Below are 24,109 nucleotides of genomic sequence, written 5' to 3' on the forward strand. Positions count from 1 at the left end.
TCGAGCCCCAAGGCCCGGTCACCCTGAACAGGGGTGGCCGGGCCTTCGGCATGCCCGCTCGATCCCTCCTGCCCCGCTGAGTGCTGGATATTCGCCCTGTCCGGGCTCTGTAGGGGGCGAATATCCAGCACTCACGGAAGGGTGAGGCTTGCCGGGAGGAGGGGCGGGAGGACGTCGCGGAGGGCCGCGACACGTTCGGCGCGCGCAGCACCGCGCAGCCGTTCCACCGGGGCGGTGATACTGACCGCCGCGACCGCGCGTCCGGCGCGCACCAGCGGGACGGCGATGCAGGCGATGCCCGCCTCGTTCTCCTCGGTCTCGCCGGCGATCCCACTGCTCCGCGTGTCGTCCAGCACGGCACGCAGCCGCGTCGCGCTCGTGTCGTCGCCGGCGTACCGCGTGAGCGCCGCGTCGTCGAGGTCCTGGACCGACAGGAGCGCGCGGCCGAGCGCCGTCGTCGCGGCGGTCCGCCGTCGCCCGACCGCGGACCACACGCGCACCGCGCGCTGCGGCTCGACCTTGTCGAGGTAGACCACCTCACGCCCCGCGAGCACGCCGAGGTGCACCAGCTCGGCGGTCTTCTCGCTCAGCGCCGCCAGGGCGGGGTGCAGCAGGGCGGGCAGGTTCTCCTCGGCCAGGTAGGTGCTCCCGAGGGCCAGCGCGGCCGGGCCCAGGCGATAGGCGCCGTCGGGCGTCTGCTCGGCGTAGCCGCGGTGGCGCAGTGCGGCGAGCGTGCGGTGCAGGGTCGGCTTGCTGACGCCCACCGCCTGGGCCAGTGTCGCGAGCGGTGCGCCCGCGGCGCCGAAGCCGGCGAGCGTGTCGAGCGCGAGCAGCGCCTTGTCGACGCTCCCGAGCGGGCTGGCATCCATGGGGCTCCCTCACGTAGCATGCGTTTCGCAGTGAACAACAGCCGTTCACCATAGCGAAACACTAGTTCATGAAGGAGTTCCATGTCATCCGCGGACAGCACAGTCCTCGAGACCCTCGCCGCCCATCGGCTCGTGCCGGTGGTCGTGGTCGACGGCGCCGACGAGGGCGCCCGCCTGGCCGACGCGCTCGTCGCGGGCGGCCTCCCCGTCGCCGAGATCACGCTGCGCCTCGCGGGCGGCATCGACGCCATCCGCGCGGTCGCGAAGAACCAGCCCGACGTCGTGGTCGGTGCGGGCACCGTGACCACCACCCAGCAGGTCGACGACGTCGTGGACGCCGGCGCCCGCTACATCGTGTCCCCGGGACTGTCCGCCGCCGTCGTGCGGCGGGCCCAGGAGCACGGCATCCCCGTGCTGCCCGGCGTGGCCACTCCGTCCGAGATCATGGCGGCGCTCGACCTCGGGATCGACGTCGTCAAGCTGTTCCCCGCCTCCGTGGTCGGCGGGCCGGCCGCGATCAAGGCGTTCTCCGCGCCGTTCCCCGGTCTGCGCTTCGTGCCGACGGGCGGCGTCAGCGCCGCCAACCTCGCCGAGTACCTGACGCTGAAGCCGGTGCTCGCCGTCGGCGGCTCGTGGATGGTCGACCGGAAGCTCGTCACCGCCGGCGACTGGGACGAGATCACGACCCGCACGCGGGACGCCGTCGCGCTCGCCGCCCAGATCGACTCCGAGGAGAACAACCGATGACCTCGCTCAACGTCCGCCCCGCCGCCGAGAGCGCCTACGACGTCGTCGCCCTCGGCGAGGTGATGCTCCGCCTCGACCCGGGGAGCCGCCGGATCCGCACGGCCCGCAGCTTCGACGTCTGGGAGGGCGGCGGCGAGTACAACGTGGCCCGCGGCCTGCGCCGCTGCTTCGGCCTGCGCGGCGCGATCGTCACGGCCCTCGCCGACAACGAGATCGGTCGGCTCGTCGAGGACTTCATGCTCACCGGCGGCCTCGACACGCAGTACGTGCAGTGGGTGCCGTACGACGGCATCGGGCGCACGGTCCGCAACGGCCTCAACTTCACCGAGCGCGGGTTCGGCGCGCGCGGCGCCGTCGGCGTCAGCGACCGCGGCAACACCGCCATCGCACAGATGCGGCCCGACGACGTGGACTGGGACGCCCTCTTCTCCCGCGGCGTGCGCTGGCTGCACACGGGCGGCATCTTCGCGGCGCTCTCCGAGAGCAGCGCCGACGTCGCCGAGGCCGCGATGGCCGCCGCCCGCCGCCACGGCACGATCGTGTCGTACGACCTGAACTTCCGGCCCTCGCTGTGGAAGGGCATCGGGGGCGAGGAGCGCGCCCGGGAGGTCAACCGGCGCCTGGCCCAGCACGTCGACGTGATGATCGGCAACGAGGAGGACTTCACGGCCTCGCTCGGCTTCGAGGTCGAGGGCGTCGACGAGAACCTCACCGACCTGGACACCGGCGCGTTCCGCGCGATGATCGAGACGGCGTCGGAGGCGTACCCGAACTTCCAGGTGATCGCCACGACGCTGCGCGGGGTGCGGTCGGCGTCGCGCAACGACTGGGGCGCGATCGCGTGGTCGCGCAAGGAGGGCTTCGCCGAGGCCACGCACCGGGCGGACCTGGAGATCTTCGACCGGGTCGGCGGCGGTGACTCCTTCGCGTCCGGTCTGGCCTACGGTCTCATGGAGCTGGGCTCGCTCCAGGAGGCCGTCGAGTACGGTGCCGCGCACGGCGCACTGGCCATGACCACCCCCGGTGACACCACCATGGTGACCCTCGCAGAGGTCGCGAAGCTGGCCGGTGGAGGAAGTGCCCGCGTACAGCGCTGACCTGCCCATTTGGTGCAAGGATTGGCGGCATGTCGTCCAAGAGCATCCTGTTCATCGGTGGAAGCGGAATCATCAGCCACGCCTCGGTGGCCCGGGCCACCCGGCTCGGGCACCGGGTGACGGTGCTCAACAGAGGCAGATCCTCGGCGCGCCAGCTTCCGGCGGGCGTGGAGACCCTCGTCGCCGACGCGAACGATGCGCAGGGAGTGTCCGCGGCGCTGGGTGATCGGGAGTTCGACGTCGTCGCGCAGTTCCGCGCCTTCAGCCCTGAGCACGTGGCGCGCGACGTCGCGCAGTTCGCCGGGCGGACCGGGCAGTACGTGTTCATCTCGTCCGCGTCGGCGTACCAGACGCCGCCGGCGCGGCTGCCGGTCAGGGAGTCCACACCGCTGCGGAACCCGTTCTGGCAGTACTCGCGGGACAAGATCGCGTGCGAGGACGTGCTGGTGCGGGAGTACCGCGAGAACGGGTTCCCGATGACGATCGTGCGACCGTCGCACACGTACGACCGCACGCTGCTGCCGACGTCGGGCGGCTGGACCGACGTGGCCCGGATGCGCGCCGGGAAGCCCGTGGTGGTCCACGGCGACGGCGCCTCGCTGTGGACGCTGACGCACACCGAGGACTTCGCCGTGGGGTTCGTGGGCCTGCTCGGCCATCCGCTCGCCGTGGGGGAGTCCTTCCACATCACGGGCACGCACGCCCCCACGTGGGACCAGATCTACACCTGGCTCGCCGAGGCGGCGGGTGTGCCGAACCCCGACCTGGTGCACGTCGCGTCCGAGACGATCGCCCGCGTGCTCCCGGACCTGGGTCCGGGCCTGGTGGGCGACAAGGCGCACTCGATGGTCTTCGACATCTCGAAGGTGCGGACGCTCGTGCCGGAGTTCGGCACCACCATCACCTACGACGTCGGCGCCACGGAGCAGATGTCCTGGTACGACGCCAACCCCCAGGCGCAGGTGGTGGACGCCGAGCTGGACTCCGCGTTCGACCGGCTCGCGGAGCACGCGCGCTCGATCTGACCCTGGTCAGGCCGGCGGGGCTGTCGACTCCCGCACCACCAGCTCGGTCGAGAGGTTCAGCCGACGCACCTTCGGCGACCTGCCGCGCGCTGTGTCGAGCAGGATCTGGGTGGCGGCCGCTCCCATCTCACGGAGCGGCTGCCGCACGGTCGTGAGCGGCGGGCCGACCCAGGAGGCCAGGGGCAGATCGTCGTAGCCCACCACCGACAGGTCTTCGGGCACACGCAGGCCGAGCTGGTGCGCGGCACGGAGCAGGCCGAGGGCCTGCATGTCGGAGCCGGCGAACACCGCCGTCGGGCGGTCCGGCTGGGACAGCAGCTCCAGGCCGTGGCTGAAGCCGGTCTCGACGTAGAAGTTGCCCTGCCGCACGAGCGCGGGGTCGACGACGGCGCCCACCTCCTCGTGCGCCGAGCGGAACCCGTCCGCCCGGGCCCGGCTGCAGAGCATGTCCCACGGCCCGGTGATCATGGCGATGCGCCGGTGGCCCAGGGCCAGCAGGTGCCGGGTGGCCGCCAGCCCGCCGTTCCAGTTGTCGGAACCCACGGAGGCGACGTCGGCCGGTGGCTCCCCGTCGGTGTCGATGACCACGTAGGGGATGCCGCGCCGGTCGAGCTGCTGGTGCTGCCCCTCGGACAGGTTCGCGGCGACGAGCAGCACGCCCAGGGGCGGGCGGGCGATGGTCGTGTCGAGCCACCGGGCCGGCGGGCGGTGCTCGCCGCCCAGCTCGGACAGGATCACGCTGGTACGGGACTCGGCGGCCGCGTCCTCGACTCCGCGGATGATCTCCATGGACCATCCGGAGCCCAGCCGGTGGAAGACCAGGTCGATCAGGGCGGTGCCCGCCGGTGCGGTCGCGGGGCGCCGGCGCCGGTACTGGTGCTTCTCCAGCGCTGCCTCGACGCGGTCGCGGGTGGCGGGGGCGACGTCGGCCCTGCCGTTGAGCACCTTCGAGACGGTGGGTACCGACAGGCCGAGCTCGCTCGCGATCGACGCGATGGTGGGACCGGGCCGTACGTCCGTCATTGCGCAGGCCTTTCGGTCTGGTCTCAGAAACTTTCGATGCCGACGGTACACCAGCGCCGAGCCATACCGCACGGAAGCTGGGCGTGATCACATCGTGACAGTGCCAGCCGTGGGCTGCTCTTGACGATATGACGGCAACCATCCTAATGTCCCAGCCAGTGACTCTCGGTAAAGCCGCCGATAGTTTCGAAAACGTTCCACGAAGACGTGGCGCCCTCCTGGTGGGGGTCCGGCACGGCGAGGTGACCGGAGGACTTGATGGCACGAGGTACTGGGACGGTCGACGCCGTTCCCCGGACCGGTGACGGGCTGCCGGGCCCCGGGGCGGGTGGCGCCGCCGGTGGTGCGGGGCCCAGGCCGCCGCAGCAGCTCCGCAACAACGAGACCTGGCGCGTGTCCCTGCGCCGGCACTGGCGCCTGTACACGTTCGTGGTCCTGCCGGTCATCTTCCTTCTGGTGTTCCGCTACGTGCCCATGATCGGCAACGTCATCGCGTTCCGTCGGTACCGGCCGGGCGGCTCGATGTTCGGCGACGAGTGGGTGGGCCTCTACTACTTCCAGATGTTCATCGGCAGCAAGCCGTTCTGGGACGTCTTCTGGAACACGGTGATCCTCGGCGGGCTCACCCTGGCGATCTGCTTCCCGCTGCCGATCATCCTGGCGCTCTTGCTGAACGAGCTGCGGTCGAGGCTGTTCAAGCGCGTGGTGCAGACCGTCACCTACCTACCGCACTTCATGTCGATAGTGATCGTGGCCGGCATGGTCTTCCAGCTCACGGCCATCAACGGCACCATCAACCAGATCATCGAGGGGTTCGGCGGCGAGGCGATCCCGTTCATGCAGCGGGCCGACTGGTTCCGCACGATCTACCTGACCTCCGAGGTGTGGCAGACCGTCGGCTGGGGCACGATCCTCTACCTCGCCGCGCTGACCACCATCGACGACCAGCTCTACGAGGCGTCCCGGATCGACGGCGCCAACCGCTGGCAGCAGACCTGGCACATCACACTGCCCGGCATCCGGCCCACGATGATGGTGCTCCTCATCCTGAACATCGGCAGCTTCATGGCCGTCGGGTTCGAGAAGGTCCTGCTGCTGTACAACCCCCTGACGTACGACACGGCCGACGTGCTCTCCACGTACCTGTACCGGGTGGGGATCGGCGAGGGCGGCAACTACTCGTTCGCCGCCGCGATCGGCCTGTTCGAGGCACTGATCGGCGTCGCACTGGTCGTCACGGCCAACCAGATCTCGAAGCGAGCGGTGGGAGCCTCCTTGTGGTGACGACGGACACCGGGGTGACGACGAACACCCCCGACATCACGGCGGTCAGCCGCGCCACGATCACGGTCAAGGACACGCCCGGCTACCGGGCGTTCCGGATGGTCAACGGGCTCGTGCTGGTGGTCATCACGTTCCTCACGCTGTACCCCTTCCTCAACATGGTGGCGAAGGCGTTCAGCTCCCAGGCCTACATCGCCGCCGGCCAGGTCAACCTGTGGCCGCGCGGGTTCAACCTGACCACGTTCGCGAGCGTGATGGGCGACGAGATCTTCTGGGTCAACTACCGCAACACGTTCGTGTACACGCTGCTCGCCACGGCCATCGCGATGGCCCTGACCACCACCTTCGCGTACGCGCTGTCCAAGCCGTACCTGAAGGGCCGGGGCGTCCTGATCGGCCTGGCCATGGTGACCATGCTGTACGCGGGCGGCCTGATCCCGAACTACCTGCTCATCGATGCCCTCGGGTTCAAGAACACGATGTGGGCGATCGTCGTGCCGGGCGCGATCAACGTCTTCAACCTGCTGGTCATGAAGTCGTTCTTCGACAACTTTCCCAAGGACCTCGAGGAAGCCGCCGAGATCGACGGCATGTCGCAGTTCGGCGTGTTCTTCCGCATCGTGCTCCCGCTGTCCAAGGCGGTCATCGCCACGATGACCCTCTTCTACGCGGTCCAGTTCTGGAACTCGTGGTTCCAGGCGTACCTGTACCTGAACGACCGCGACATGTACCCGGTGACGCTCTACCTCCGCAACCTGCTCGCCGCGGCGACGTCCACGACGGACCTCGGCAGCGACACCGTGCAGATCCAGGCGAACGTCCAGTCCGTGGCGATGCTGCTCACGGTCCTGCCGATCGTCTGCGTGTACCCGTTCATCCAGAAGTACTTCGTGTCCGGCGTGATGCTCGGCTCCGTCAAGGGCTGAGCAAACAACCTGAAGGAGAACCATGAGGATCACCCGCAGAAGGGCTGTCGCCAGCCTCGCTGCGTCGGCCCTGGTCGTCACGCTCAGTGCGTGCTCGACCAGTGGCGGCGGCGACGAGGAGTCCGGTGACATCGACATGGAGTCGCAGGTCGGCTACATGGAGGACTTCGAGGTCGGCACCACGTTCAAGGCGACGGAGCCCGTCGACTTCAGCCTGCTGTACCGCGACCACCCCGACTACCCGTTCAAGGAGGACTGGCCGATCGTCCAGCACCTCAAGAACAACCAGAACGTCGAGTTCGAGTACGTCAACGTGCCGCTCGCCGACCTGGCGACACGGCGCTCCGTCCTCATCAGCTCGGGGGACGCACCCGACATCATGCCCTCCATCTACGCGGGCGAGGAGACGCAGTTCCGGAACGCCCTGCTGCCGATCTCGGACTACGTGGAGCACATGCCCAACTTCCTCGACAAGATCGAGAAGTGGGGGCTCGAGGCCGAGGTCGAGCAGCTGCGCCAGGAGGACGGCAAGTACTACATCCTGCCGGGCATCCACGAGATCGCGAAGCCGCAGTACTCCGTCGCGGTCCGCACCGACCTGTGGGAGAAGGCCGGGATCACCGAGGACCCCGAGACCTGGGACGAGTTCAAGGAGCAGCTCGCGGCCGTCAAGGAGGCCAACCCGGACATCGACTACCCGTTCAGCGACAAGTGGTCGATCAACAGCCCGATGGAGCAGACGCTCAACGCCGCCGCCCCCAACTTCGGGACCTCCGCCGGCACCGGCTTCATCAACGGCCTGTGGTGGGACGAGGAGGCCGGCGAGTTCACCTACGCCGGGGCCACCGACGGCTACCGCGACCTGGTGACGTACTTCGCGTCGCTCGTCGAGGAAGGCCTGATGGACCCCGAGTCCGTCACCCAGGAGATGGAGCAGGGCGAGCAGAAGTTCGCGTCCGGCAGCGTCGCCGCCATCAGCTCGAACGACCAGGAGCTGGTCAAGTACCGCGACAACTTCGAGCAGCTCGGCGACGAGGACGCCGAGGTGCGCCAGATCGTGGTGCCCGCCGGCCCCTACGGCAGCTACCTCGCCGCGGGCTCGCGTCGCGAGTCGGGCATCGTGTTCGGCGCCGAGGCGGCGAAGGACGCCGACTTCCTCGCGATGCTGCAGTTCGTCGACTGGCTGTACTACTCGGACGAGGGCCTGGAGTTCTCCAAGTGGGGCGTCGAGGGCGAGACGTTCGAGTGGGACGGCGACAAGCGGGTCCTGGGGGAGGACATCGACGTGAACGGGCTCAACCCCGGCGCGCCCAAGGAGCTCCGCAAGGACTTCGGCTTCCACAACGGCGTCTGGATGCTGGCCCACGGGTCCACCGAGGAGCTGGACAAGTCGATGCTGCGCGACGAGGTCGTCGAGTTCCTCGACGGCATGAACGCGAAGGAGGAGCTGCCCCTGCCGCCGGCCATCACGTACGACGAGATGGAGCAGGAGCAGGCGACGCTCTACCAGACGAACCTGCAGGACACCGTCTACCAGAACACCGCGCAGTTCATCGTCGGCGAGCGACCGCTCAGCGAGTGGGACGACTACGTCGCCGAGCTCGAGGCGGCGAACATGGCCGAGTACGTCGAGCTGGCCAACGGCGCAGTCGCCGGCGGCGAGTGACCGTCACCTGACCCTGACCCAGGCGTGCGGGCCGTCGTCGGCGACCCGCACGCCTGCCCACGCCCGAACCACCGAGGAGACTCGTGCCCCGCACCATCGTGCCGACCGAGGCCGCCGGAACACTGAGCGACGCCTGGCGCACCTGCGTCGGCACGGGCCGGTTCGGTCTCGCGCTGCGCAAGGACTACCAGGACTCCCTGGCCCTGGTGCAGCGCGAGATCGGCTTCCGGTACGTCCGGGGCCATGGCCTCCTGCACGACGACGTCGCCGTCCACCGGCCGTACGACGCCGGTGGGCACCGCGGCACCGCCTACGTGTTCACCTACGTGGACCAGGTGGTCGACGCCTACCTGGAGCTCGGGATCAAGCCGTTCCTCGAGCTCGGGTTCATGCCCAGCGAGCTCGCGTCCGGCGACCAGACGGTGTTCTGGTGGCTGGGCAACGTCACCCCGCCCCGGGACCACGCCGAGTGGGCGAGCCTGGTGCGGGCACTCCTGCGGCACCTCGTCGACCGGTACGGCCTCGACGAGGTACGCACCTGGCCCGTCGAGGTGTGGAACGAACCCAACCTGCCCCAGTTCTGGAAGGACGCCGACCAGGCGGCCTACTTCCAGCTCTACGAGACGTCCGTCCGGGCCGTGCAGGACGTCGACGCGACGCTCCAGGTGGGTGGCCCCGCCCTCTCCCCGGGAGCGGACGACTGGTGGGAGCCCTTCGCGGAGTTCGTCACCGCGCGCGACCTGCCGGCCGACTTCCTCTCCGTGCACGCCTACAGCTCCGGGCCCGCCCAGCACGTGCCGTTCGGCGTCTACCAGACGTTCCAGCGGCCCCAGCACCTGCTCGACCAGTTCGCCAGGCCGCGCAAGGTCCTCGCCGGGACGGCGCTCGCGGACCGGCCGCTGCACGTCACCGAGTTCAACACGAGCTACCGCCCCGACAACCCGGTGCACGACACGGCGTACAGCGCCGCCTACCTCGCCCCGGTGCTCGCGGAGGGCGGCGAGCACGCGGACTCGTTCTCCTACTGGACGTTCAGCGACGTCTTCGAGGAGGCGGGTGTGCCGGCGTCGTTCTTCCACGGCGGGTTCGGGATGCTGGCCCACCGGCAGGTGCGCAAGCCGACCTTCCACCTGTACGCCTTCATGGCGCGGATGGGGCCGGAGATCCTCGCCCGCGGGGTCGACCACCTGGTGACCCGGCACCCCGCGACCGGTCAGGTGACGGTGCTCGCCTGGCAGCCGGTGGGCGGCACGGACGACCCACCGGAACCGGACCGGCACGAGCTACGGCTGAGCATCCCGGTCGCCCCCACCTCTCACCAGGCCTCGACAAGCCCGGCGGCCGGGGGAAGGGTGTTCACCATGCGCTACGACGTCGACGAGACCGCCGGCAACGCGTGGGCGGCCTGGCGCGAGATGGGGCGGCCCGCGTCGCCGTCGGGCAGACAGCTGGACGTGCTGCACGAGGCGAGCGAGCCCGCGCGTCGAGCGCACTCGCTACCGGTCGACGACGGCGGCCGGGTGGATCTCGACCTGACGATCGGGCGGCACGGCGTCACGCTGGTGACCGTCGACGCCGTACGCGACGAGACCCCGTCCTGGCTCGACGACTCCCGGATCCTGGGCCGTGGCTGAGCGCCGGGAGTTCGGCGACGGGCCCTTGGGCCGGGCCGCGAACGCGATCTACTGGTATCTCGTGGTCGAGCTGCTGCTCGTGCTGACCTCCTTGCCGGGCCTGGTCGCGCTGGCCCTGCTGGACCGGTCGCCGGGCAACGTCCCCTTCGTCGTGCTGTGCCTGCTGCCGCTGGGCCCGGCGGCCTCGGCCGGGCTGTTCGCGCTGCGCGACCGGGCCACCTCCGACGCGCTGACCCCGGCATCCTCCTTCTGGCGGGGGTACCGCCTGAACTGGGCCGACATCCTCCGGGTGTGGACTCCTGCGCTCGTGGTGCTCGGCATCCTGGCGTTCTCGCTGGCGAACCTCGGTGCGTCGGGGGTGCCCGCGTGGTATGCGCCAGCCCTTCTCGTCATCGGCGCGGGACTGCTCCTGTGGACGGTGAACGTGCTGGTGATCGTCTCGTTCTTCGGCTTCCGGGCACGAGACTCGGCACGGCTCGCCGCCCACTACCTCGCGGCACGTCCGCTGGTCACGCTGGGAAACCTCTCCTTGCTCGTGCTCGCGGGGGGAGTGGTCGTGCTGACCACCGAGGTGCTGTTCGGCCTGGTCGCGGTGGTGTGGCTCGCCTTCGTGCTGCGCAACGCGGCCCCTCTGCTGGCCGATGTCGAGGAGCGGTTCACCGGCGGGTCCTGACCCGCACGGCACAGGTGCAACATTGTCCGATCTGTGGCACGTGCGCCACAGTGAGCGCATGGCGATCAAGCAGGGGGACCCGGCACGACTGACCTATCGCTATCTGCGGATAGCGATAGTGGCGGGGGTGCTGGTGCTGTTCGTGTCGTTGACGATGCAGATAGCCGCCGACCACGGGAGGCTCGACTCCGGCGAGGAGTGGTGGCACGCGTCGATCAGCGCGTACTTCTACTCGCCTGTGCAGAGCATCTTCGTGGGCACGCTGGTGGGTATCGGCACGTGCCTGATCGCGATCAAGGGCAGGCACGGGGCCGAGGAGGTGCTGCTCAACTTCGCGGGCATGTTCGCGGTCGCCGTCGCGCTGATCCCTACACCGCTCGACGCCGCGATGTGCAGCGACGAGCCGTACTGCCTCGACGTGCCGGAGCGGGTGGGCAACAACGTGGGCACGCTGCTCCTCGTCGGCGGCCTGGTCCTGGTGCTGGCGACCTGGCCGCGGCGACGTGACCTGGGCGGACGCGCGGGCTGGGACCTCTGGCTCACGTGGCTGACCTGGGCCGGGACGGGCGGGTGGCTGCTGGTGTGGCCCGCGAGCTTCCTGGAGTCGGCGCACTACACGGCGGCGGTCCTGCTGTTCGCCTGCCTGGTGGCCGTCGCCTGGATCAACGGCTCGGACCATGCGGTCACGGCCCAGGCGCTCGAGCGGCTGCGTGGCATGTCCGCCCGGGCGTACCGGGTCTGGTACCGCTGGATCGCGGGGGTCATGGCCGTCGTGATGGTGGTGGGCCTGGCCGTCATGGTGGTCCTCGACCGGTTCCTGCCGGACCTGTTCCCGCAGACGCTGTTCGTGGTCGAGACGGCGATGATGCTGATCTTCGCGCTCTTCTGGGCGCTGCAGACGATCGAGTACTGGGACATCGGCCTGCCGGCGGGCGCCGGGGTGGAGGACGCGAAGGCGCCCGGCGATACGCCGCTGTAGGGGCGGGTGCGAGTGGGACGTAGCCGCCGTACGGTCGAGAGGCGGTGGCGTGGTCGTCCCTACGGTCGCGCCGCCGCACCATCCAGCCGGAGGGAGCCCATCATGAGCGAGAACGAGAACTACCGGACCGACGACGCACCCGTGCCGCAGGCCAATCCCGGACCGCGCGTCGACCCGGTCTCCGCTGACGACGTCCAGGGCAGCACCAATCCCGGACCGCGCGACGTGCCGGGGCAGGACGACGACCTCGACCGCACGACCGAGGACCCGGCAGGAGAGAGGGCGATCCCCGGCGAGTATCCGAAGGACGACCCCGACCTGGACGGCGAGGAGCGGTTCGACGCGGGCTGATGTCCGGGGTCGGTCCTTCGAGCTCGCTCGGCGGATACCGTCGTGCCATGGTCATGCGCTCGATCATCCTGTTCATCGCCGCCGCCCTGTTCGAGATCGGTGGCGCCTGGCTGGTGTGGCAGGGCGTGCGCGAGCACCGGGGCTGGCTGTGGATCGGTGCCGGAGTGATCGCGCTGGGCCTGTACGGCTTCTTCGCGACCCTTCAGCCCGACGCCAGCTTCGGCCGCATCCTGGCGGCCTACGGCGGCGTCTTCGTGGCCGGCTCCCTGGTCTGGGGCATGGTCGTCGACGGCTTTCGCCCTGACCGGTGGGACGTCACCGGGGCGCTGATCTGCCTGGTCGGCGTCGCCGTGATCATGTACGGACCGCGCGCGGCGACGGGTGGCTAGACGCAAATGCCACATCGCCCTGAGCAGTGCTGCCCGGACGGCCGGATCAGGTGAGACGGTTCTCGTCCGGTGCGAGCGGCGCACGCCAAGCCGCGAGCATCTGGGCGATCTTCGCGACGTCACGCTGTGATCCGTCTGCTACGGCCATGACCACCTCGTAGGCGTCGTCGAGCGGTGGGTCGAAGTAGAAGCCGTTCACTTCGTAGAAGGTTGCGACGGCGATCAGTCCGAGGCGCTTGTTCCCGTCGATCAGCGCGTGGTTGTTAACTGTGGAATCGAGCAGTGCGGCAGCTTTGAGGTCGATCGTGGGGTACGCCTCGACGCCCATCATTGAAGATGCGGGACGGGTGACAGCGGAATCGAGCAGGCCTGGGTCGCGGACCTCAACGGCGCGACCGAGGAACTGGTCCGCGATCCAGAGCAGCTCGGATGCGGTCAGGTATCGGAAACTCATGCGGACGCTACTTGAGCCGGTCGAGGACCGGACCGAAGCGGTCGACGGCGCGCTGAACGACGTCCTCGAAGTGCGCGCGCTCATCGACGAACACGCGGATGGCCTCGCGCGCGGCCTCTTGCTTCGAAATCCCCAGCCGCTCGGCAGTGGCTGTGAGCGCGCGGTCCTCTTCTTCAGTCAGGCGGAGTGTCATAGCCATTAGTGTGACTCCTCTGGAGTTATTGCGCATCCTGAACTGGGATTATCTGGCTAAGGTATCACCTTGATACCTTAGCCAGATGGGCCAAGGTATCAAGGTGATACCAGGCTCCGCCTCCGGGCCGCCTCACCACGGCTAATAGATCGTGCGCCCCCGCTCGTCCGGGACGCCCGACTTCCGCAGGAAGTAGGTGTTCACCTGGTCGCGCCACTCGGTGGCGGAGCGGAGCTGCTCCGCGAACCGGTCCGCGACGCGCTCGGAGAGCCGCGCGTCCACGAGCTTCGAGACCGCCGACCACGCGCGGATCATCGCCTCGACCCGTTCGACGCCCTCGAAGTGGGTGTCGTAGACGTGCTGGATCACGGTCTTCCCGCTGTGCAGCACGTGCGAGTACGGGACGTGGTGGAAGAACAGCAGCAGCTCGTCCGGACAGGTGGACAGCGACTCGTAGGTCTCCCGCCAGGGCGACGGGTACTGGCTCGCGTAGCCGGTGCCGGTCCGCGCGGTCCGGTCGACGCCGATCCCGTCGCGGTCCGCGAAGTGGTAGGTGCCCCACGGGGTGTACTCGTACCCGTCGACGTCAGGGCCGTAGTGGTGGCCGGGGCGCACCATGAAGCCCACGCCGAGCGGTGCCGTGTACTGCTCGTACGTCTCCCAGGACCGGTCGAGCACCGCGTGCACAGCCTGCCCGAGGGCGTCGGGCGCACCCGGGAAGGTGAGGCCCACCCACTCGTCGAGCACCGTGGCCGGGTCCAGGGTCGGGTCCCAGCACAGCCGTCCGTACGCGTAGAGGTTGGCCTGGGCGAACGGGTGCCCGGTCCAGAACTCGTCGTCGCCGACGTTCGAGACGGCGGCGAAGCCGCCGGCGGGCTTGTGCCACGTGCCGGTGCCCGGGTCCTCGGCGGCCTTGCCGCGGCCGGTCGCGAGGTCCGCGACCGTGGGGGAACCGCCGTCGACTCCGGGCCGGTCCCAGAACCGGAACCGGAGGATCTGGCTCCATTGCGGGCCGAGGTAGACGGCGTGCCGCTGCTGGCCCGTGTACTCCTGGGTGACCTGCAGCTCCAGGGCGATCCGGGTACGGGGCATCGCGGCAAGGACCGGCGAGACCGGCTCCCGTACCTGGAAGTCGAGCGGTCCGTACTTGACCTGCACGATCACGTTGTCCGAGAAGGTGCCGTCGAGCGGCTGGAAGTGGTCGAAGGCGGCGCGGGCCCGGTCGGTGGACCGGTCGCGCCAGTCCTGCCTGTGGTCGTAGACGAACGCCCGCCAGTGGATCAGGCCGTCGTACGGCTCGACGGCCGCGGCCAGCATGTTCGCGCCGTCGGCATGTGTGCGCCCGTAGGCGAACGGGCCGGGCTGGCCCTCGGAGTCGGCCTTGACGACGAACCCGCCGAAGTCCGGGATCGCGTCCCACACCCGTGCCGCCGCGCGGACCCACCAGTGCGCCACGCCCGGGTCCAGCGGGTCCGAGGTGGTGAGCCCGCCGAGCACGATGGGCGAGGCGAACGAGACGGACAGGTGTACCCGGATGCCCCAGCGCCGAAAGACGGCGGCGATCCGGACGACGTCGCCCAGGTCGTCGGTCAGCAGGCGTGCCTCGCGCGTGTGCACGTTGACGTTGTTGATCGCTACCCGGTTGATCCCGACGGCGGCCAGCAGCCGGGCGTACTGCTCGACGCGCGACAGGTCGGCGCGGACGAAACCGTTGTCGTAGAAGATGGAACCGCCGGAGTAGCCACGTTCCACCTGGCCCATGACGGGGTGCGCGTCAACGTTGTCCCAGTGGTCGAGCATCCGCAGGTCGGTCGCGGGGGCGTGCGTCTCGTCGGTGTCCGGCCCGTCGAACGCCGCCTCGCCCAGGCGCACCACGTGGAACAGGCCGTGCAGCAGCCCGGCGTCGGTCTCCGCCTGCACGACGACGGCGCCCGCCTCCCGCGTGAACCGGAAGCTCTCGTCGGTCGAGTGGTCGTGCGACGAGGAGTCGAAGTGCGCGAGCGTCAGCACCAGCTCGGCGTCGGACACGCCGTCGCCCACCTCGAGGCGCGAGAACGCACCGCCGAACCGCGTGGTCGCGGCGGCCACCTCCTCCGCGACCGTTCCCGCGAGGACGCCGTCACCGGCCACCACCACGCGGCGGCTGCCGATCGCGGCGAACGCGTCGTCGGGCAGCCAGGCCGGATGGGGCACGGAGCGCTGAGTATCACCGGTCATGGATCGTCCCGTCCGTCTTGCGGTTGATATGCAGATATGTGGGGGCGTGCTTGAACTGTGCCTCAGCGAACTGGTCCAGGTCCACCCCGGACCGGGGCCCACCCGAGGACGTGGCGGACTCGGCGCCCGGCGAGCGACGCACTTCGAGGTCTAGGTTTCTCCTTTCTGAAACGTTTCAGAAAGGAGAAACCTAGACCTCGAAGAGCGCGGGTCTCGACCTGCGGCGGCAGGGTCAGCGGGGCGCGTAGGCCTGCTTCGGCAGGTGGTAGGCCAGGTCTGCCGCGGTGTCCACCGCCTCGTCCAGGTCGAGGCGGTGCTCCGCCACCAGTCGGGCCAGGTAGCCGGCGTCGACCCTCCGGGCCAGGTCGTGGCGGGCGGGGATCGAGCAGAAGGCGCGGGTGTCGTCGACGAAGCCCGACATGTTGGAGAACCCCGCGGTCTCCGTCGCCGCCTCCCGGAACCGGCGCATCGCGTCGGGGGCGTCCAGGAACCACCAGGGCGCGCCGAGCCGGAGCGCCGGGTACACGCCCGCCAGCGGCGCCAGCTCGCGCGAGTACACGTCCTCGTCGACGGTGAACGCGATCATCCGGAAGTTCGCCGAGTTGCCGAACGCCTCCAGGACCGGCCGCAGGCCGTGCGCGAACTCGGTGACGACGGGGATGTCGTACCCCTTGTCGGGCCCGAACGTGGCGGCGACGGCGGGGTCGTGGTCCCGGAGCACGCCGGGGTGGAACTGCATGACCAGGCCGTCCTCCACGGACATCGCCGCCATCTGGAACAGCATGTGCGCGGAGAACGCCGACTCCTCCGCCGTGCTGATCCCCGACCCGGCGGAGCCGCCCCGCAGCGCCTTCTCGAACAGGCTGCTCGCGACGTCGTCGGGCAGCGGGGTCGTGTCGGCGCCGAGGTGGCCGTGGTCGGTGGCGAGGCCGCCGGCCGCGACGAAGGCGGCGCGGCGCTCACGGAGCGCCGCCAGATAGCCGGCGTAGGTGTCGGTGGCGATGCCCGATGCCGTGGCGAGCCGCTCCAGGTCGCCCTGCCAGGTCGCCCGGGCGGGGTGCAGCAGCGGGTCGGGGCGGAAGGTGGGGAGCACCCGGCCCGGCAGGTCGGCGGAGAGGCGGGCGTGCTCCTCGAGCGTGCTCCAGGCGGGGTCGGTGGTGCCGATGATCTCGATGCCGAACCGGTCGAGGAGGGCACGCGGCCGGAAGGTCGGGTCGGCGAGGGTCTCGGCGATCTGGTCGTAGATCTGGTCGGCGGTCTCGGCGGACGGCCGCACCGTCACACCGAAGATCTCGACGAGCTCGTGCTCCATCCAGTACCGCGTGGGCGTACCGCGGAAGTGCTTCCAGCCCGCGCAGAAGCGCCGGAAGATCTCGCGCGGGTCGGACTCGAAGCCCGGCCCGTCGACCGGCCCCACACCCAGCTCCGGGAGCCGGGCACCCTGCGAGACGAGCATCCGCGTCAGGTAGTGGTCGGGCACCACGAGGAGCTGCGCCGGGTCCGGGAACGGTTCGTCGTCGGCGAAGGCCGTGACGTCGACATGGCCGTGCATCGACACGATCGGGAGGTCCTGCACCGCCTCGTAGATCTCGCGCGCGATCGGTCGCGTCACGGGGTCGGCGGGCAGCGCTCGGTCGGGATGCAGGGTCCATGCGGTCATTCGTGTGCTCCTGGCGTCATTGCCGGGCCGGTCGGGCGGCCGGACGGAGGGTGGTGCGAACGTTTGCACTCTAACCTAGGGTATGGTGCAAACGTTTGCAGTGTCGCAACGGTCACAAGGAGGTGCCATGGTCACGGTGCACGACGTCGCTCGCGCCGCCGGAGTCTCGATCTCCACCGTGTCGCGGGCCCTCTCCAACCCCGAACGGGTGGCCGCGGAGACCCTCGAACGTGTGACACGGGTCGCCGCGGAACTCGGCTACCGGCCCAACCAGGCGGCGAGCGGCCTGCGGATGGGGCGTACGCACGCCGTCGGCCTGCTGGTGCCCGACCTGGAGAACCCCTACTTCGCCACCGTGACCAAAGCCGTGCAGGCACGTGCTCGCGCGGAGGGTTACGAGGTATTCGTCGCCGACTCCGACGAGGACCCGGACGTCGAGGCCGAGCTGATCGGCGCGCTCGCCGCCCGGACGGACGGCCTGCTGGTCGCCTCGCCGCGGTCGGGTGACGCGGAGCTGCGCGCGGCGCTCGTGGGTGTGACGGCGGTCCTGGCCAGCCGGGAGCTGACCGGTGGCTCCGGCTCCGAGTCCCCGGAGATCCCGTGCGTCTCGGTGGACGACGCCGACGGCGTCGCCCAGGTGCTCGGGCACCTGTACGCGCTCGGGCACCGGAAGGTGGGCGTCGCGGCGGGGCCGTCGTCGTCCTGGTCCGGAGGCCGCCGCGTCGCCGGGCTGAAGGCCGCCGCCGAGCAGCGGGACGTCGAGCTGGTGGAGCTCGGTGGCTTCCAGCCGTACTTCGCCGGCGGCACCCAGGCCGCCGACTACGCCCTGGCGAGCGGCGTGACCGCCGTCGTCGCGTTCAACGACCTCATGGCGCTCGGGATCCTGGACCGGCTCCGGCACCGCGGCGTCGACGTACCGGGCGAGATGTCCGTGGTGGGGTTCGACGACGTCCAGCTCGCCACCCTCGTCTCGCCCGCGCTCACGACGGTGCACGCACCGCTCGCCCGCCTGGGCCGCCGCGCCGTCGACCTGCTGCTGGCGCGCCTGCGCGGCGGGACGTCCACCAGCTCACAGCTCCCCGTGGAGCTCACTATTCGCGGGTCCACAGGACCCGTACCTGCCGGGCCGGTCAACTGACGCCCGTCCCGGCGACAAACCCTGGGCGAAGGAGCCCGAGAGAGAGGAAGGCACCATGCGCACCTCGAAGAAGGCTGTGGCGCTCGCCGGCGTCGCGGCACTGACCCTGCTGACCGCCTGCGCCCCGCCCGCGCCCTCCGGCGGCGAGAGCGGCGGAGCCGTCACCGACGCGGCGGACGTCCCCGACACTCCCTCCGAGCCCGTGACGCTGAACATCCTCGACGTCGCGGGCAACCAGCGGCTCACCGAGGGCATGGTCGACGAGTTCGTCGAGAACAACCCCGACGTCATCGAGTCGGTCACCTGGGAGACGGGTGGCGCGCCTGACGTCACGGGCATCGTCAAGCCGCAGGTCGACAGCGGCAACCTGTCCATCGACGTCGTGTTCACCGGCAACGACGGGCTGGCCGCCGGCATCAGCCAGGACCTGTGGCTCCCGGTGGTGGAGGACTACGGCGACCGCGTGTCGAACCAGGAGAACTACCTGGAGCCCGCCGCGAAGATGCAGGAGCTCGCCCAGGGCTTCGGCGTGGTGACGACGTACTACCCGTCGGGGCCGCTGCTCCAGTACGACCCGGACGTCGTCGACGCGCCGCCCGCGTCCCCGGAGGAGCTGCTGGAGTGGGCGGAGGCCAACCCCGGCAAGTTCGGGTACGCCCGCCCCGCGAACTCCGGTCCCGGACGCACCTTCCTCATGGGCCTGCCGTACATCCTGGGGGACTCGGACCCGAGCGACCCCGAGAACGGCTGGGACAAGACCTGGGCGTACCTCAAGGAGCTCGGCGAGTACGTCGACACCTACCCGACGGGCACTGGCCAGGTCATCACCAACCTGGCCGACGGCACCTGGTCCATGGTCCCGACCACCACCGGCTGGGAGATCGCGCCGCGCGCCGAGGGCCAGCTCCCGAACAAGCTGCAGGCCGCCGCGTTCGACGACTTCACCTGGGTGACCGACGCGCACTACGCGGCCATCCCGAAGGGGCAGAGCGCGGACAAGATCAGCGCGATCATGCTCCTGCTGCAGGACATGCTCACGCCCGAGCAGAACGCCAAGGCGTACGACGCCGGCTACTTCTACCCCGGCCCGGCCGTCGAGGGCGCCACGCTGGACCTCGCGCCGCAGGAGTCGCAGGACGTCATCGAGGAGTTCGGCCGGCCCTTGTTCGACGAGCTCATCGAATCGCAGGACGCCGTCGTGCCGCTCGACGCCGAGTCGATGGTCAAGGCGTTCGACATCTGGGACCGCGAGGTCGGCGGCGGCAAGGTGGAGGAGGAGTCCTGAGTGAGTGACTTCGATTCCCTGGAGCTGCGCGGTGTCGGACGGCGGTTCGGCGGGGTGGACGCGCTGTCCGACCTGAACCTGACGATCAGGTCCGGCGAGTTCGTCGCCCTGCTCGGGCCGTCGGGCTGCGGCAAGTCGACGGCGCTGAACTGCCTCGCCGGCCTGCTCCCGCTGACGCACGGCGAGATCCTGCTCGACGGCAAGCGCATCGACACCCTGCCGCCCGAGCGTCGCGGGTTCGGGATGGTCTTCCAGTCCTACGCGCTGTTCCCGCACCTGACCGTGGAGAAGAACGTCGCGTTCGGCCTGCAGATGCAGGGGCGGCCGCGGGCCGAGATCGACTCGCGGGTGCGCGAGGCGATCAAGCTCGTCAAGCTCGGCGAGCACGCGAAGAAGCTGCCGGGCCAGCTCTCGGGCGGGCAGCAGCAGCGCGTCGCGATCGCCCGCGCGGTGGTGCTCGAACCGTCGCTGGTGCTCATGGACGAGCCCCTGTCGAACCTGGACGCGAAGCTGCGCCTCGACATGCGCACGGAGATCCGGCGTCTGCACCAGTCGCTGGGACTCACGACCATCTACGTGACGCACGATCAGGAGGAGGCGCTGTCCCTGGCCGACCGCCTGGTCGTCATGCGGGAGGGGCGCGTGCAGCAGGTGGGCACGCCCGACGAGCTCTACGAGAGCCCGACGAGCTGGTACGTCGCGGACTTCATGGGGTACCGGAACATCCTCACCGCGACGGTCGTCTCGGCGTCCGGCGGCGAGGTGGTGGTCGCCCTTCCCGGGACGGCCGACGGCGGGGTACAGCTCACGGGGCGTGCGGTCGGCGTCCTGAGCGCGGGGGACCAGGTGCGGGTGGCGATCCGGCCGGAGGACTTCGTGGTCTCGGTGGTCGAGCCTGTCGAGGTCTCGACGGACTCGACCAACGGGGGCGCCGTTCCCGGCACCGTCGCCGTGGTCGAGTACCACGGCCGCGAGCACGCCGTCGGGGTGCAGACCGGCGACACGATGCTGCACGCCCGGACGCCGTCGGCCCCGCAGGTCGGCAGCTCCGTCCGGCTGACGGCGCCGGTCGAGCGGGTGCTGGTGTTCCCCGAGTCGCTGGACGCCGTCGCGCCGGTGGAGGTGGCGGCATGAGCTTGGGCGGGGGCGGCGGGCCGCGGGCGGGGCGGGCCACCGCGAGCCTGCGGCACCGCCTGGCCGAGCGGGGCGTCGACCCGACCCTGCTCCTGCTGGTGCCCGGCCTCGTCGTGGCGGTCGCGCTGTTCGTGTACCCGTTCTCGTACGGGATCGGGCTCACCGTCCAGCCCACCGCGGCGATGCAGGAGCAGTGGGGCGGCGGCATCTTCGCGAACTACGTGGCGTTCTTCCGCGACCCGTTCGTGTTCGACTCCGTCGGTATCACCATGCGGTTGGCGCTTCCCGCCGCGCTCTTCAACGTGCTGGCGTCCGTGCCGGTCGCGATGGTGCTGCGGCACCGGTTCCGCGGCAAGCGGCTGCTGACGTCGCTGCTCGTGCTTCCCATCACGCTCGGCACGGTGCTCACCGCGCAGGGGCTGCTGATCTTCGCGGGGCGCCAGGGCTGGATCAACCGGACGCTGCTCGAGATCGGCCTGATCGACGAGCCGCTCAGGCTGGTGAACAACTACCTGGGCGTCATGTTCTCCCTGGTCATCACCGGCTTCCCGTTCGCGTTCCTGCTCATCTCGTCGTACCTGTCGGGCATCGACCCGTCGCTGGAACGCGCGGCCAAGACGCTCGGCGCGGGCTGGTGGCAGCGGTTCCGGCGGATCATCCTGCCGCTGCTGGCGCCGGGCCTCGCGACCACCTTCGTGCTGACTTTCGTGCTCGCGTTCTCCGTGTTCCCGTCCGCGCGGCTCGTCGGTGACGCCATGGGCGAGACCCGGGTCATGTCGCTCATGGCGTTCCGGGCGTTCGGCGAGCAGAACGACTACGCGATGGCGTCCACCATCGCGCTGATGATGGGCGCGGTCGAGCTGATCGTCGTGGTGGCCGTGCTGGGCCTGCGGTCGCTGCTGTACCGAGGGACCACCGGAGGGAAGGGCTGATGGCCACCGCAACGCTCGAGCGGCCGATCGCAGCCAGGCCGTCCACCTGGTTCGTCTGGGCAGGCATGACCGCGTTCGGGGTGTTCCTGCTGGGCATCCTTCTCGCGGTCGTCGTCGACTCGTTCGGGCGGCAGTGGTTCGACACCTGGCTGCCCGAGGGCCTGACCACCGAGCGCTACACCGAGGCCTGGGACCGGTTCGCGCTGGGCGAGGTCGTCGGCGTCACGGTCGGCGTGGCGGCGCTCGTCGTCGTCATCTCCGTCGCCGTGGGCGTGCCCGCCGCGTACGTGCTCGCCCGCCGCGACTTCCCGGGCAAGCGCGCGATCATGCTGCTGTTCCTGCTGCCGGTGCTCATGCCGCCCATCACCTACGGCATCCCGCTCGCGACGGTCATGTACTCCTTCGGGCTCGGGCGCACGCTGACCGCCGTCGTGCTGGTCAACCTCGTCCCGTCCGTGCCGTTCGTGATCCTGACCATGACGCCGTTCATCGAGCAGATCAACCCGGCCATAGAGTCCGCGGCCCGGATGTGCGGAGCGCGGACCAGGCAGGTGTTCACCCGGGTCCTCGCCCCGCTGCTCGTGCCCGGTATCCTCGCCGCGGCGATCCTCGTGCTCGTCCGGACCGTCGGACTGTTCGAGCTGACGTTCCTCGTGTCCGGCCCCGGTTCGGACACACTCGTCGTGGCGATCTACCGTGGCATGACATCCGCCGGCGGTGGTGAGGCGAGACAGCTCATCTCGGCCATGTCGGTGATCTATACAGCGACCATGCTCGTCATGCTCGTGGCCGCCTTGCGGTTCGTGAACCCGACGCAGCTCGTAGCACAGGTTAAGGAGACACGCGATGACTGACGACCGCCTGCACCGGGACAACGTCCCCGTGGGCATCGACGCGCCGGTGATGCCGACGGCGGTGGGTATCGTCCACCTCGGCATCGGGGCGTTCCACCGGGCACACCAGGCCGTCTACACCGAACGCGCGGCGATCGCCACGGGCGACACCTCGTGGGGGATCCTCGGCGTGACCCAGCGGTCGGCGACCGTCCGCGACCAGCTCCGCCCGCAGGGCGGCGTGTACGCGGTGCTGACGGCGGGCGAGCAGGAGTCCTCCGTCGAGCTGATCGGCTCGGTCGTCGACGTCGCCTACCCCGCGGAGGAGACCGAGCGAGTGCTGGCGGCGCTCGCGGCGCCGTCCTCCCACGTCGTCACGCTGACGATCACGGAGAAGGGGTACGCCAGGACGCCGGACGGGGTGCTCGACCTGGATGCGGTGGCCGGCGACCTGGAGGCGCTGCGGGCCGGCGCGCGGGGGGAGTCGCCGGTGCGCCCGGCGACGTCGGCGATCGGCCTCCTGGTCCGCGGCCTCGCGGCACGCGCGGGATCCGGCGTACCGATCACCGTGCTGACCTGCGACAACATGGTGGACAACGGCCGTGTGCTCGAGCGTCTGGTGCGACAGGCCGTGGACGCGGGCCTGCCCGGGGCGGAGGGCGACGTGCTGCGCGGGTTCCTGGACGCGCACGTCACGTTCCCGTGCTCGATGGTCGACCGGATAGTGCCCGCGACGACGCCGGAGCAGCGCGACCACGTCGAGGAGGCGCTGGGTGCGCGGGACGAGGGGCTGGTCGTCGGTGAGCCGTTCGCGCAGTGGGTGATCGAGGACCGGTTCGCCGGCCCGCGCCCCGCCTGGGAGGCTGCCGGCGCGACCCTGACCAAGGACGTCGCGCCGTTCGAGCAGGCCAAGCTGCGGCTGCTGAACGGGACGCACTCCCTGGTCGCGTACTCCGGGTGGCTCGCGGGACACACGACGATCGCGGCGGCGATGGCTGATCCGGCGATCGCCGAGCGCGCCCGGCAGTACCTCTTCGAGGACGCGCTGCCGACGCTCACGCCGCCCGAGGGCCTGGACCTGCGCCAGTACGGCGAGCAGATCCTCGCGCGGTTCGCCAACCCGCACACCGGGCACACGACGGCGCAGGTGGCGATGGACGGCACGCAGAAGATCCCGTACCGGTGGGGCGGCGTCCTTGGCGACGCGCTGGCCGCCGGCCGGGAGCCGCGCGGGGTGGCGTTCGCGCTGGCCGCCTGGGCGGAGTTCGTCCGACGTCGGACGCTCTCCGGCGAGGGCGTCGACGACCCGCGCGCCGAGGAGCTTGCCGCTGTGGTCAACGCCTTCGAGGTGCCGGGCGGCTCCGACGGGCTGGGCGACGTCGAGGGACTGGCCGGTGCCGAGGAGGACGTGCGGGCCCTGCTCGGCCTCCCGGGCCTCCTCCCGGAAACAACCCCGGACACCTTCCTGGACACGGTGGCAGAAGAGATCGAGTCGGTCCGCTGAACCCTCCCCGTTGAGTGCGGGATATTCGCCCTTCCAGCCCGGCTGTAGGGGCGAATATCACGCACTCAACAGGGGCTGGTACGGTCGGGTTTGGGC

The 24,109-nt window shown here is 70.2% G+C and carries 23 protein-coding genes; 17 read left to right on the forward strand and 6 right to left on the reverse strand.

Translation table 11 applies throughout. From position 1 onward, the window contains the following. Positions 1-131 precede the first annotated feature (131 nt). Positions 132-869: an IclR family transcriptional regulator gene (locus ACQEVI_RS13640; RefSeq protein WP_432899566.1), complete on the reverse strand. Its 738-nt coding sequence runs from the start codon at positions 867-869 to the stop codon at positions 132-134. A gap of 81 nt (positions 870-950) precedes the next feature. Between ACQEVI_RS13640 and eda the strand changes: the two genes are divergently transcribed. From eda to ACQEVI_RS13655, 3 genes are read left to right on the forward strand one after another with little or no spacing between them, the layout of a single operon-like run. Next, positions 951-1,616 carry a bifunctional 4-hydroxy-2-oxoglutarate aldolase/2-dehydro-3-deoxy-phosphogluconate aldolase gene (eda, locus tag ACQEVI_RS13645; RefSeq protein WP_432899569.1) on the forward strand — a complete coding sequence of 222 codons (666 nt, stop codon included), beginning with the start codon at positions 951-953 and terminating at the stop codon, positions 1,614-1,616. Beyond that, on the forward strand, positions 1,613-2,713 hold the full coding sequence (locus ACQEVI_RS13650; RefSeq protein WP_432899572.1) for a sugar kinase: 1,101 nt from the start codon (positions 1,613-1,615) through the stop codon (positions 2,711-2,713). The genes eda and ACQEVI_RS13650 overlap by 4 nt, the downstream gene beginning before the upstream one ends. 29 nt (positions 2,714-2,742) lie before the next feature. Beyond that, positions 2,743-3,738: an SDR family oxidoreductase gene (locus ACQEVI_RS13655; protein WP_432899574.1), complete on the forward strand. Its 996-nt coding sequence runs from the start codon at positions 2,743-2,745 to the stop codon at positions 3,736-3,738. 6 nt (positions 3,739-3,744) lie between these two features. Here the strand turns inward: ACQEVI_RS13655 and ACQEVI_RS13660 are convergent, their stop codons facing one another. Further along, complete coding sequence (locus tag ACQEVI_RS13660) at positions 3,745-4,761, reverse strand: LacI family DNA-binding transcriptional regulator (RefSeq protein WP_432899577.1); 1,017 nt, start codon at positions 4,759-4,761, stop codon at positions 3,745-3,747. A 258-nt stretch (positions 4,762-5,019) separates the two neighbouring features. Here ACQEVI_RS13660 and ACQEVI_RS13665 point away from each other — a divergent pair, with 258 nt between their 5' ends. From ACQEVI_RS13665 to ACQEVI_RS13700, 8 genes are all read left to right on the forward strand, one after another. Then, on the forward strand, positions 5,020-6,045 hold the full coding sequence (locus tag ACQEVI_RS13665) for an ABC transporter permease (RefSeq protein ID WP_432899580.1): 1,026 nt from the start codon (positions 5,020-5,022) through the stop codon (positions 6,043-6,045). Continuing rightward, the gene (locus tag ACQEVI_RS13670) at positions 6,042-6,971 is read left to right on the forward strand and encodes a carbohydrate ABC transporter permease (RefSeq protein ID WP_432899583.1); all 930 of its coding nucleotides are present in this window, start codon (positions 6,042-6,044) and stop codon (positions 6,969-6,971) included. The genes ACQEVI_RS13665 and ACQEVI_RS13670 overlap by 4 nt, the downstream gene beginning before the upstream one ends. A gap of 22 nt (positions 6,972-6,993) precedes the next feature. After that, a complete protein-coding gene (locus ACQEVI_RS13675) occupies positions 6,994-8,637 on the forward strand; it encodes an ABC transporter substrate-binding protein (RefSeq protein WP_432899586.1) in 1,644 nt (547 codons plus the stop codon). Positions 8,638-8,720: 83 nt separating this feature from the next. Further along, positions 8,721-10,271, forward strand: coding sequence for a GH39 family glycosyl hydrolase (locus tag ACQEVI_RS13680; protein ID WP_432899589.1), 1,551 nt, complete (start codon positions 8,721-8,723; stop codon positions 10,269-10,271). Further along, positions 10,264-10,944: a DUF624 domain-containing protein gene (locus ACQEVI_RS13685; protein ID WP_432899592.1), complete on the forward strand. Its 681-nt coding sequence runs from the start codon at positions 10,264-10,266 to the stop codon at positions 10,942-10,944. The genes ACQEVI_RS13680 and ACQEVI_RS13685 overlap by 8 nt, the downstream gene beginning before the upstream one ends. Before the next feature lie 58 nt (positions 10,945-11,002). Further along, positions 11,003-11,923: a hypothetical protein gene (locus ACQEVI_RS13690; protein ID WP_432899595.1), complete on the forward strand. Its 921-nt coding sequence runs from the start codon at positions 11,003-11,005 to the stop codon at positions 11,921-11,923. Positions 11,924-12,025: 102 nt separating this feature from the next. Then, positions 12,026-12,274 carry a hypothetical protein gene (locus ACQEVI_RS13695; protein ID WP_432899598.1) on the forward strand — a complete coding sequence of 83 codons (249 nt, stop codon included), beginning with the start codon at positions 12,026-12,028 and terminating at the stop codon, positions 12,272-12,274. Positions 12,275-12,321: 47 nt separating this feature from the next. Beyond that, positions 12,322-12,663, forward strand: coding sequence for a YnfA family protein (locus ACQEVI_RS13700; RefSeq protein ID WP_432899600.1), 342 nt, complete (start codon positions 12,322-12,324; stop codon positions 12,661-12,663). Between the two features lie 46 nt (positions 12,664-12,709). On the opposite strand, the gene ACQEVI_RS13705 is transcribed toward ACQEVI_RS13700, so the two are convergent. The 4 genes from ACQEVI_RS13705 to uxaC all read right to left on the reverse strand — a co-directional run bounded on the left by ACQEVI_RS13705 (position 12,710) and on the right by uxaC (position 17,187). Continuing rightward, the gene (locus tag ACQEVI_RS13705) at positions 12,710-13,117 is read right to left on the reverse strand and encodes a type II toxin-antitoxin system death-on-curing family toxin (RefSeq protein WP_432899603.1); all 408 of its coding nucleotides are present in this window, start codon (positions 13,115-13,117) and stop codon (positions 12,710-12,712) included. A 7-nt stretch (positions 13,118-13,124) separates the two neighbouring features. Beyond that, positions 13,125-13,310, reverse strand: a complete 186-nt coding sequence (locus ACQEVI_RS13710) for a ribbon-helix-helix protein, CopG family (RefSeq protein WP_253873565.1) — start codon at positions 13,308-13,310, stop codon at positions 13,125-13,127. Positions 13,311-13,451: 141 nt separating this feature from the next. Further along, positions 13,452-15,527, reverse strand: coding sequence for an alpha-glucuronidase (locus ACQEVI_RS13715; protein WP_432899607.1), 2,076 nt, complete (start codon positions 15,525-15,527; stop codon positions 13,452-13,454). Positions 15,528-15,759: 232 nt separating this feature from the next. Beyond that, the gene (gene uxaC / locus ACQEVI_RS13720; protein ID WP_432899610.1) at positions 15,760-17,187 is read right to left on the reverse strand and encodes a glucuronate isomerase; all 1,428 of its coding nucleotides are present in this window, start codon (positions 17,185-17,187) and stop codon (positions 15,760-15,762) included. Between the two features lie 127 nt (positions 17,188-17,314). On the opposite strand from uxaC, the gene ACQEVI_RS13725 reads away from it, so the two are divergent. The 6 genes from ACQEVI_RS13725 to ACQEVI_RS13750 are packed head-to-tail and all read left to right on the forward strand — an operon-like array spanning position 17,315 to position 24,013. Beyond that, positions 17,315-18,325, forward strand: a complete 1,011-nt coding sequence (locus tag ACQEVI_RS13725; RefSeq protein WP_432899613.1) for a LacI family DNA-binding transcriptional regulator — start codon at positions 17,315-17,317, stop codon at positions 18,323-18,325. 55 nt (positions 18,326-18,380) lie between these two features. Continuing rightward, complete coding sequence (locus ACQEVI_RS13730) at positions 18,381-19,610, forward strand: extracellular solute-binding protein (protein WP_432899616.1); 1,230 nt, start codon at positions 18,381-18,383, stop codon at positions 19,608-19,610. Next, a complete protein-coding gene (locus ACQEVI_RS13735; RefSeq protein ID WP_432899619.1) occupies positions 19,611-20,744 on the forward strand; it encodes an ABC transporter ATP-binding protein in 1,134 nt (377 codons plus the stop codon). Then, positions 20,741-21,676, forward strand: coding sequence for an ABC transporter permease (locus ACQEVI_RS13740; protein WP_432899622.1), 936 nt, complete (start codon positions 20,741-20,743; stop codon positions 21,674-21,676). The genes ACQEVI_RS13735 and ACQEVI_RS13740 overlap by 4 nt, the downstream gene beginning before the upstream one ends. Next, on the forward strand, positions 21,676-22,530 hold the full coding sequence (locus ACQEVI_RS13745) for an ABC transporter permease (RefSeq protein ID WP_432899625.1): 855 nt from the start codon (positions 21,676-21,678) through the stop codon (positions 22,528-22,530). The genes ACQEVI_RS13740 and ACQEVI_RS13745 overlap by 1 nt, the downstream gene beginning before the upstream one ends. Further along, positions 22,523-24,013, forward strand: a complete 1,491-nt coding sequence (locus ACQEVI_RS13750; protein ID WP_432899628.1) for a mannitol dehydrogenase family protein — start codon at positions 22,523-22,525, stop codon at positions 24,011-24,013. The genes ACQEVI_RS13745 and ACQEVI_RS13750 overlap by 8 nt, the downstream gene beginning before the upstream one ends. The last annotated feature ends 96 nt before the right edge of the window (positions 24,014-24,109 follow it).

Origin of the sequence: Promicromonospora sp. CA-289599 (assembly GCF_050936155.1) — a bacterium.
In the GTDB taxonomy this organism is placed as follows: Bacteria; Actinomycetota; Actinomycetes; order Actinomycetales; family Cellulomonadaceae; genus Promicromonospora.

Excerpts from the sequence above, each read along its gene's own strand:
- ACQEVI_RS13640 (WP_432899566.1), bottom strand. The coding sequence starts at position 869 with ATGGATGCCAGCCCGCTCGGGAGCGTCGACAAGGCGCTGCTCGCGCTC.
- eda (WP_432899569.1), top strand. The coding sequence starts at position 951 with ATGTCATCCGCGGACAGCACAGTCCTCGAGACCCTCGCCGCCCATCGG.
- ACQEVI_RS13650 (WP_432899572.1), top strand. The coding sequence starts at position 1,613 with ATGACCTCGCTCAACGTCCGCCCCGCCGCCGAGAGCGCCTACGACGTC.
- ACQEVI_RS13655 (WP_432899574.1), top strand. The coding sequence starts at position 2,743 with ATGTCGTCCAAGAGCATCCTGTTCATCGGTGGAAGCGGAATCATCAGC.
- ACQEVI_RS13660 (WP_432899577.1), bottom strand. The coding sequence starts at position 4,761 with ATGACGGACGTACGGCCCGGTCCCACCATCGCGTCGATCGCGAGCGAG.
- ACQEVI_RS13665 (WP_432899580.1), top strand. The coding sequence starts at position 5,020 with ATGGCACGAGGTACTGGGACGGTCGACGCCGTTCCCCGGACCGGTGAC.
- ACQEVI_RS13675 (WP_432899586.1), top strand. The coding sequence starts at position 6,994 with ATGAGGATCACCCGCAGAAGGGCTGTCGCCAGCCTCGCTGCGTCGGCC.
- ACQEVI_RS13690 (WP_432899595.1), top strand. The coding sequence starts at position 11,003 with ATGGCGATCAAGCAGGGGGACCCGGCACGACTGACCTATCGCTATCTG.
- ACQEVI_RS13695 (WP_432899598.1), top strand. The coding sequence starts at position 12,026 with ATGAGCGAGAACGAGAACTACCGGACCGACGACGCACCCGTGCCGCAG.
- ACQEVI_RS13700 (WP_432899600.1), top strand. The coding sequence starts at position 12,322 with ATGGTCATGCGCTCGATCATCCTGTTCATCGCCGCCGCCCTGTTCGAG.
- ACQEVI_RS13705 (WP_432899603.1), bottom strand. The coding sequence starts at position 13,117 with ATGAGTTTCCGATACCTGACCGCATCCGAGCTGCTCTGGATCGCGGAC.
- ACQEVI_RS13710 (WP_253873565.1), bottom strand. The coding sequence starts at position 13,310 with ATGACACTCCGCCTGACTGAAGAAGAGGACCGCGCGCTCACAGCCACT.
- ACQEVI_RS13715 (WP_432899607.1), bottom strand. The coding sequence starts at position 15,527 with ATGACCGGTGATACTCAGCGCTCCGTGCCCCATCCGGCCTGGCTGCCC.
- uxaC (WP_432899610.1), bottom strand. The coding sequence starts at position 17,187 with ATGACCGCATGGACCCTGCATCCCGACCGAGCGCTGCCCGCCGACCCC.
- ACQEVI_RS13725 (WP_432899613.1), top strand. The coding sequence starts at position 17,315 with ATGGTCACGGTGCACGACGTCGCTCGCGCCGCCGGAGTCTCGATCTCC.
- ACQEVI_RS13730 (WP_432899616.1), top strand. The coding sequence starts at position 18,381 with ATGCGCACCTCGAAGAAGGCTGTGGCGCTCGCCGGCGTCGCGGCACTG.
- ACQEVI_RS13740 (WP_432899622.1), top strand. The coding sequence starts at position 20,741 with ATGAGCTTGGGCGGGGGCGGCGGGCCGCGGGCGGGGCGGGCCACCGCG.
- ACQEVI_RS13745 (WP_432899625.1), top strand. The coding sequence starts at position 21,676 with ATGGCCACCGCAACGCTCGAGCGGCCGATCGCAGCCAGGCCGTCCACC.
- ACQEVI_RS13750 (WP_432899628.1), top strand. The coding sequence starts at position 22,523 with ATGACTGACGACCGCCTGCACCGGGACAACGTCCCCGTGGGCATCGAC.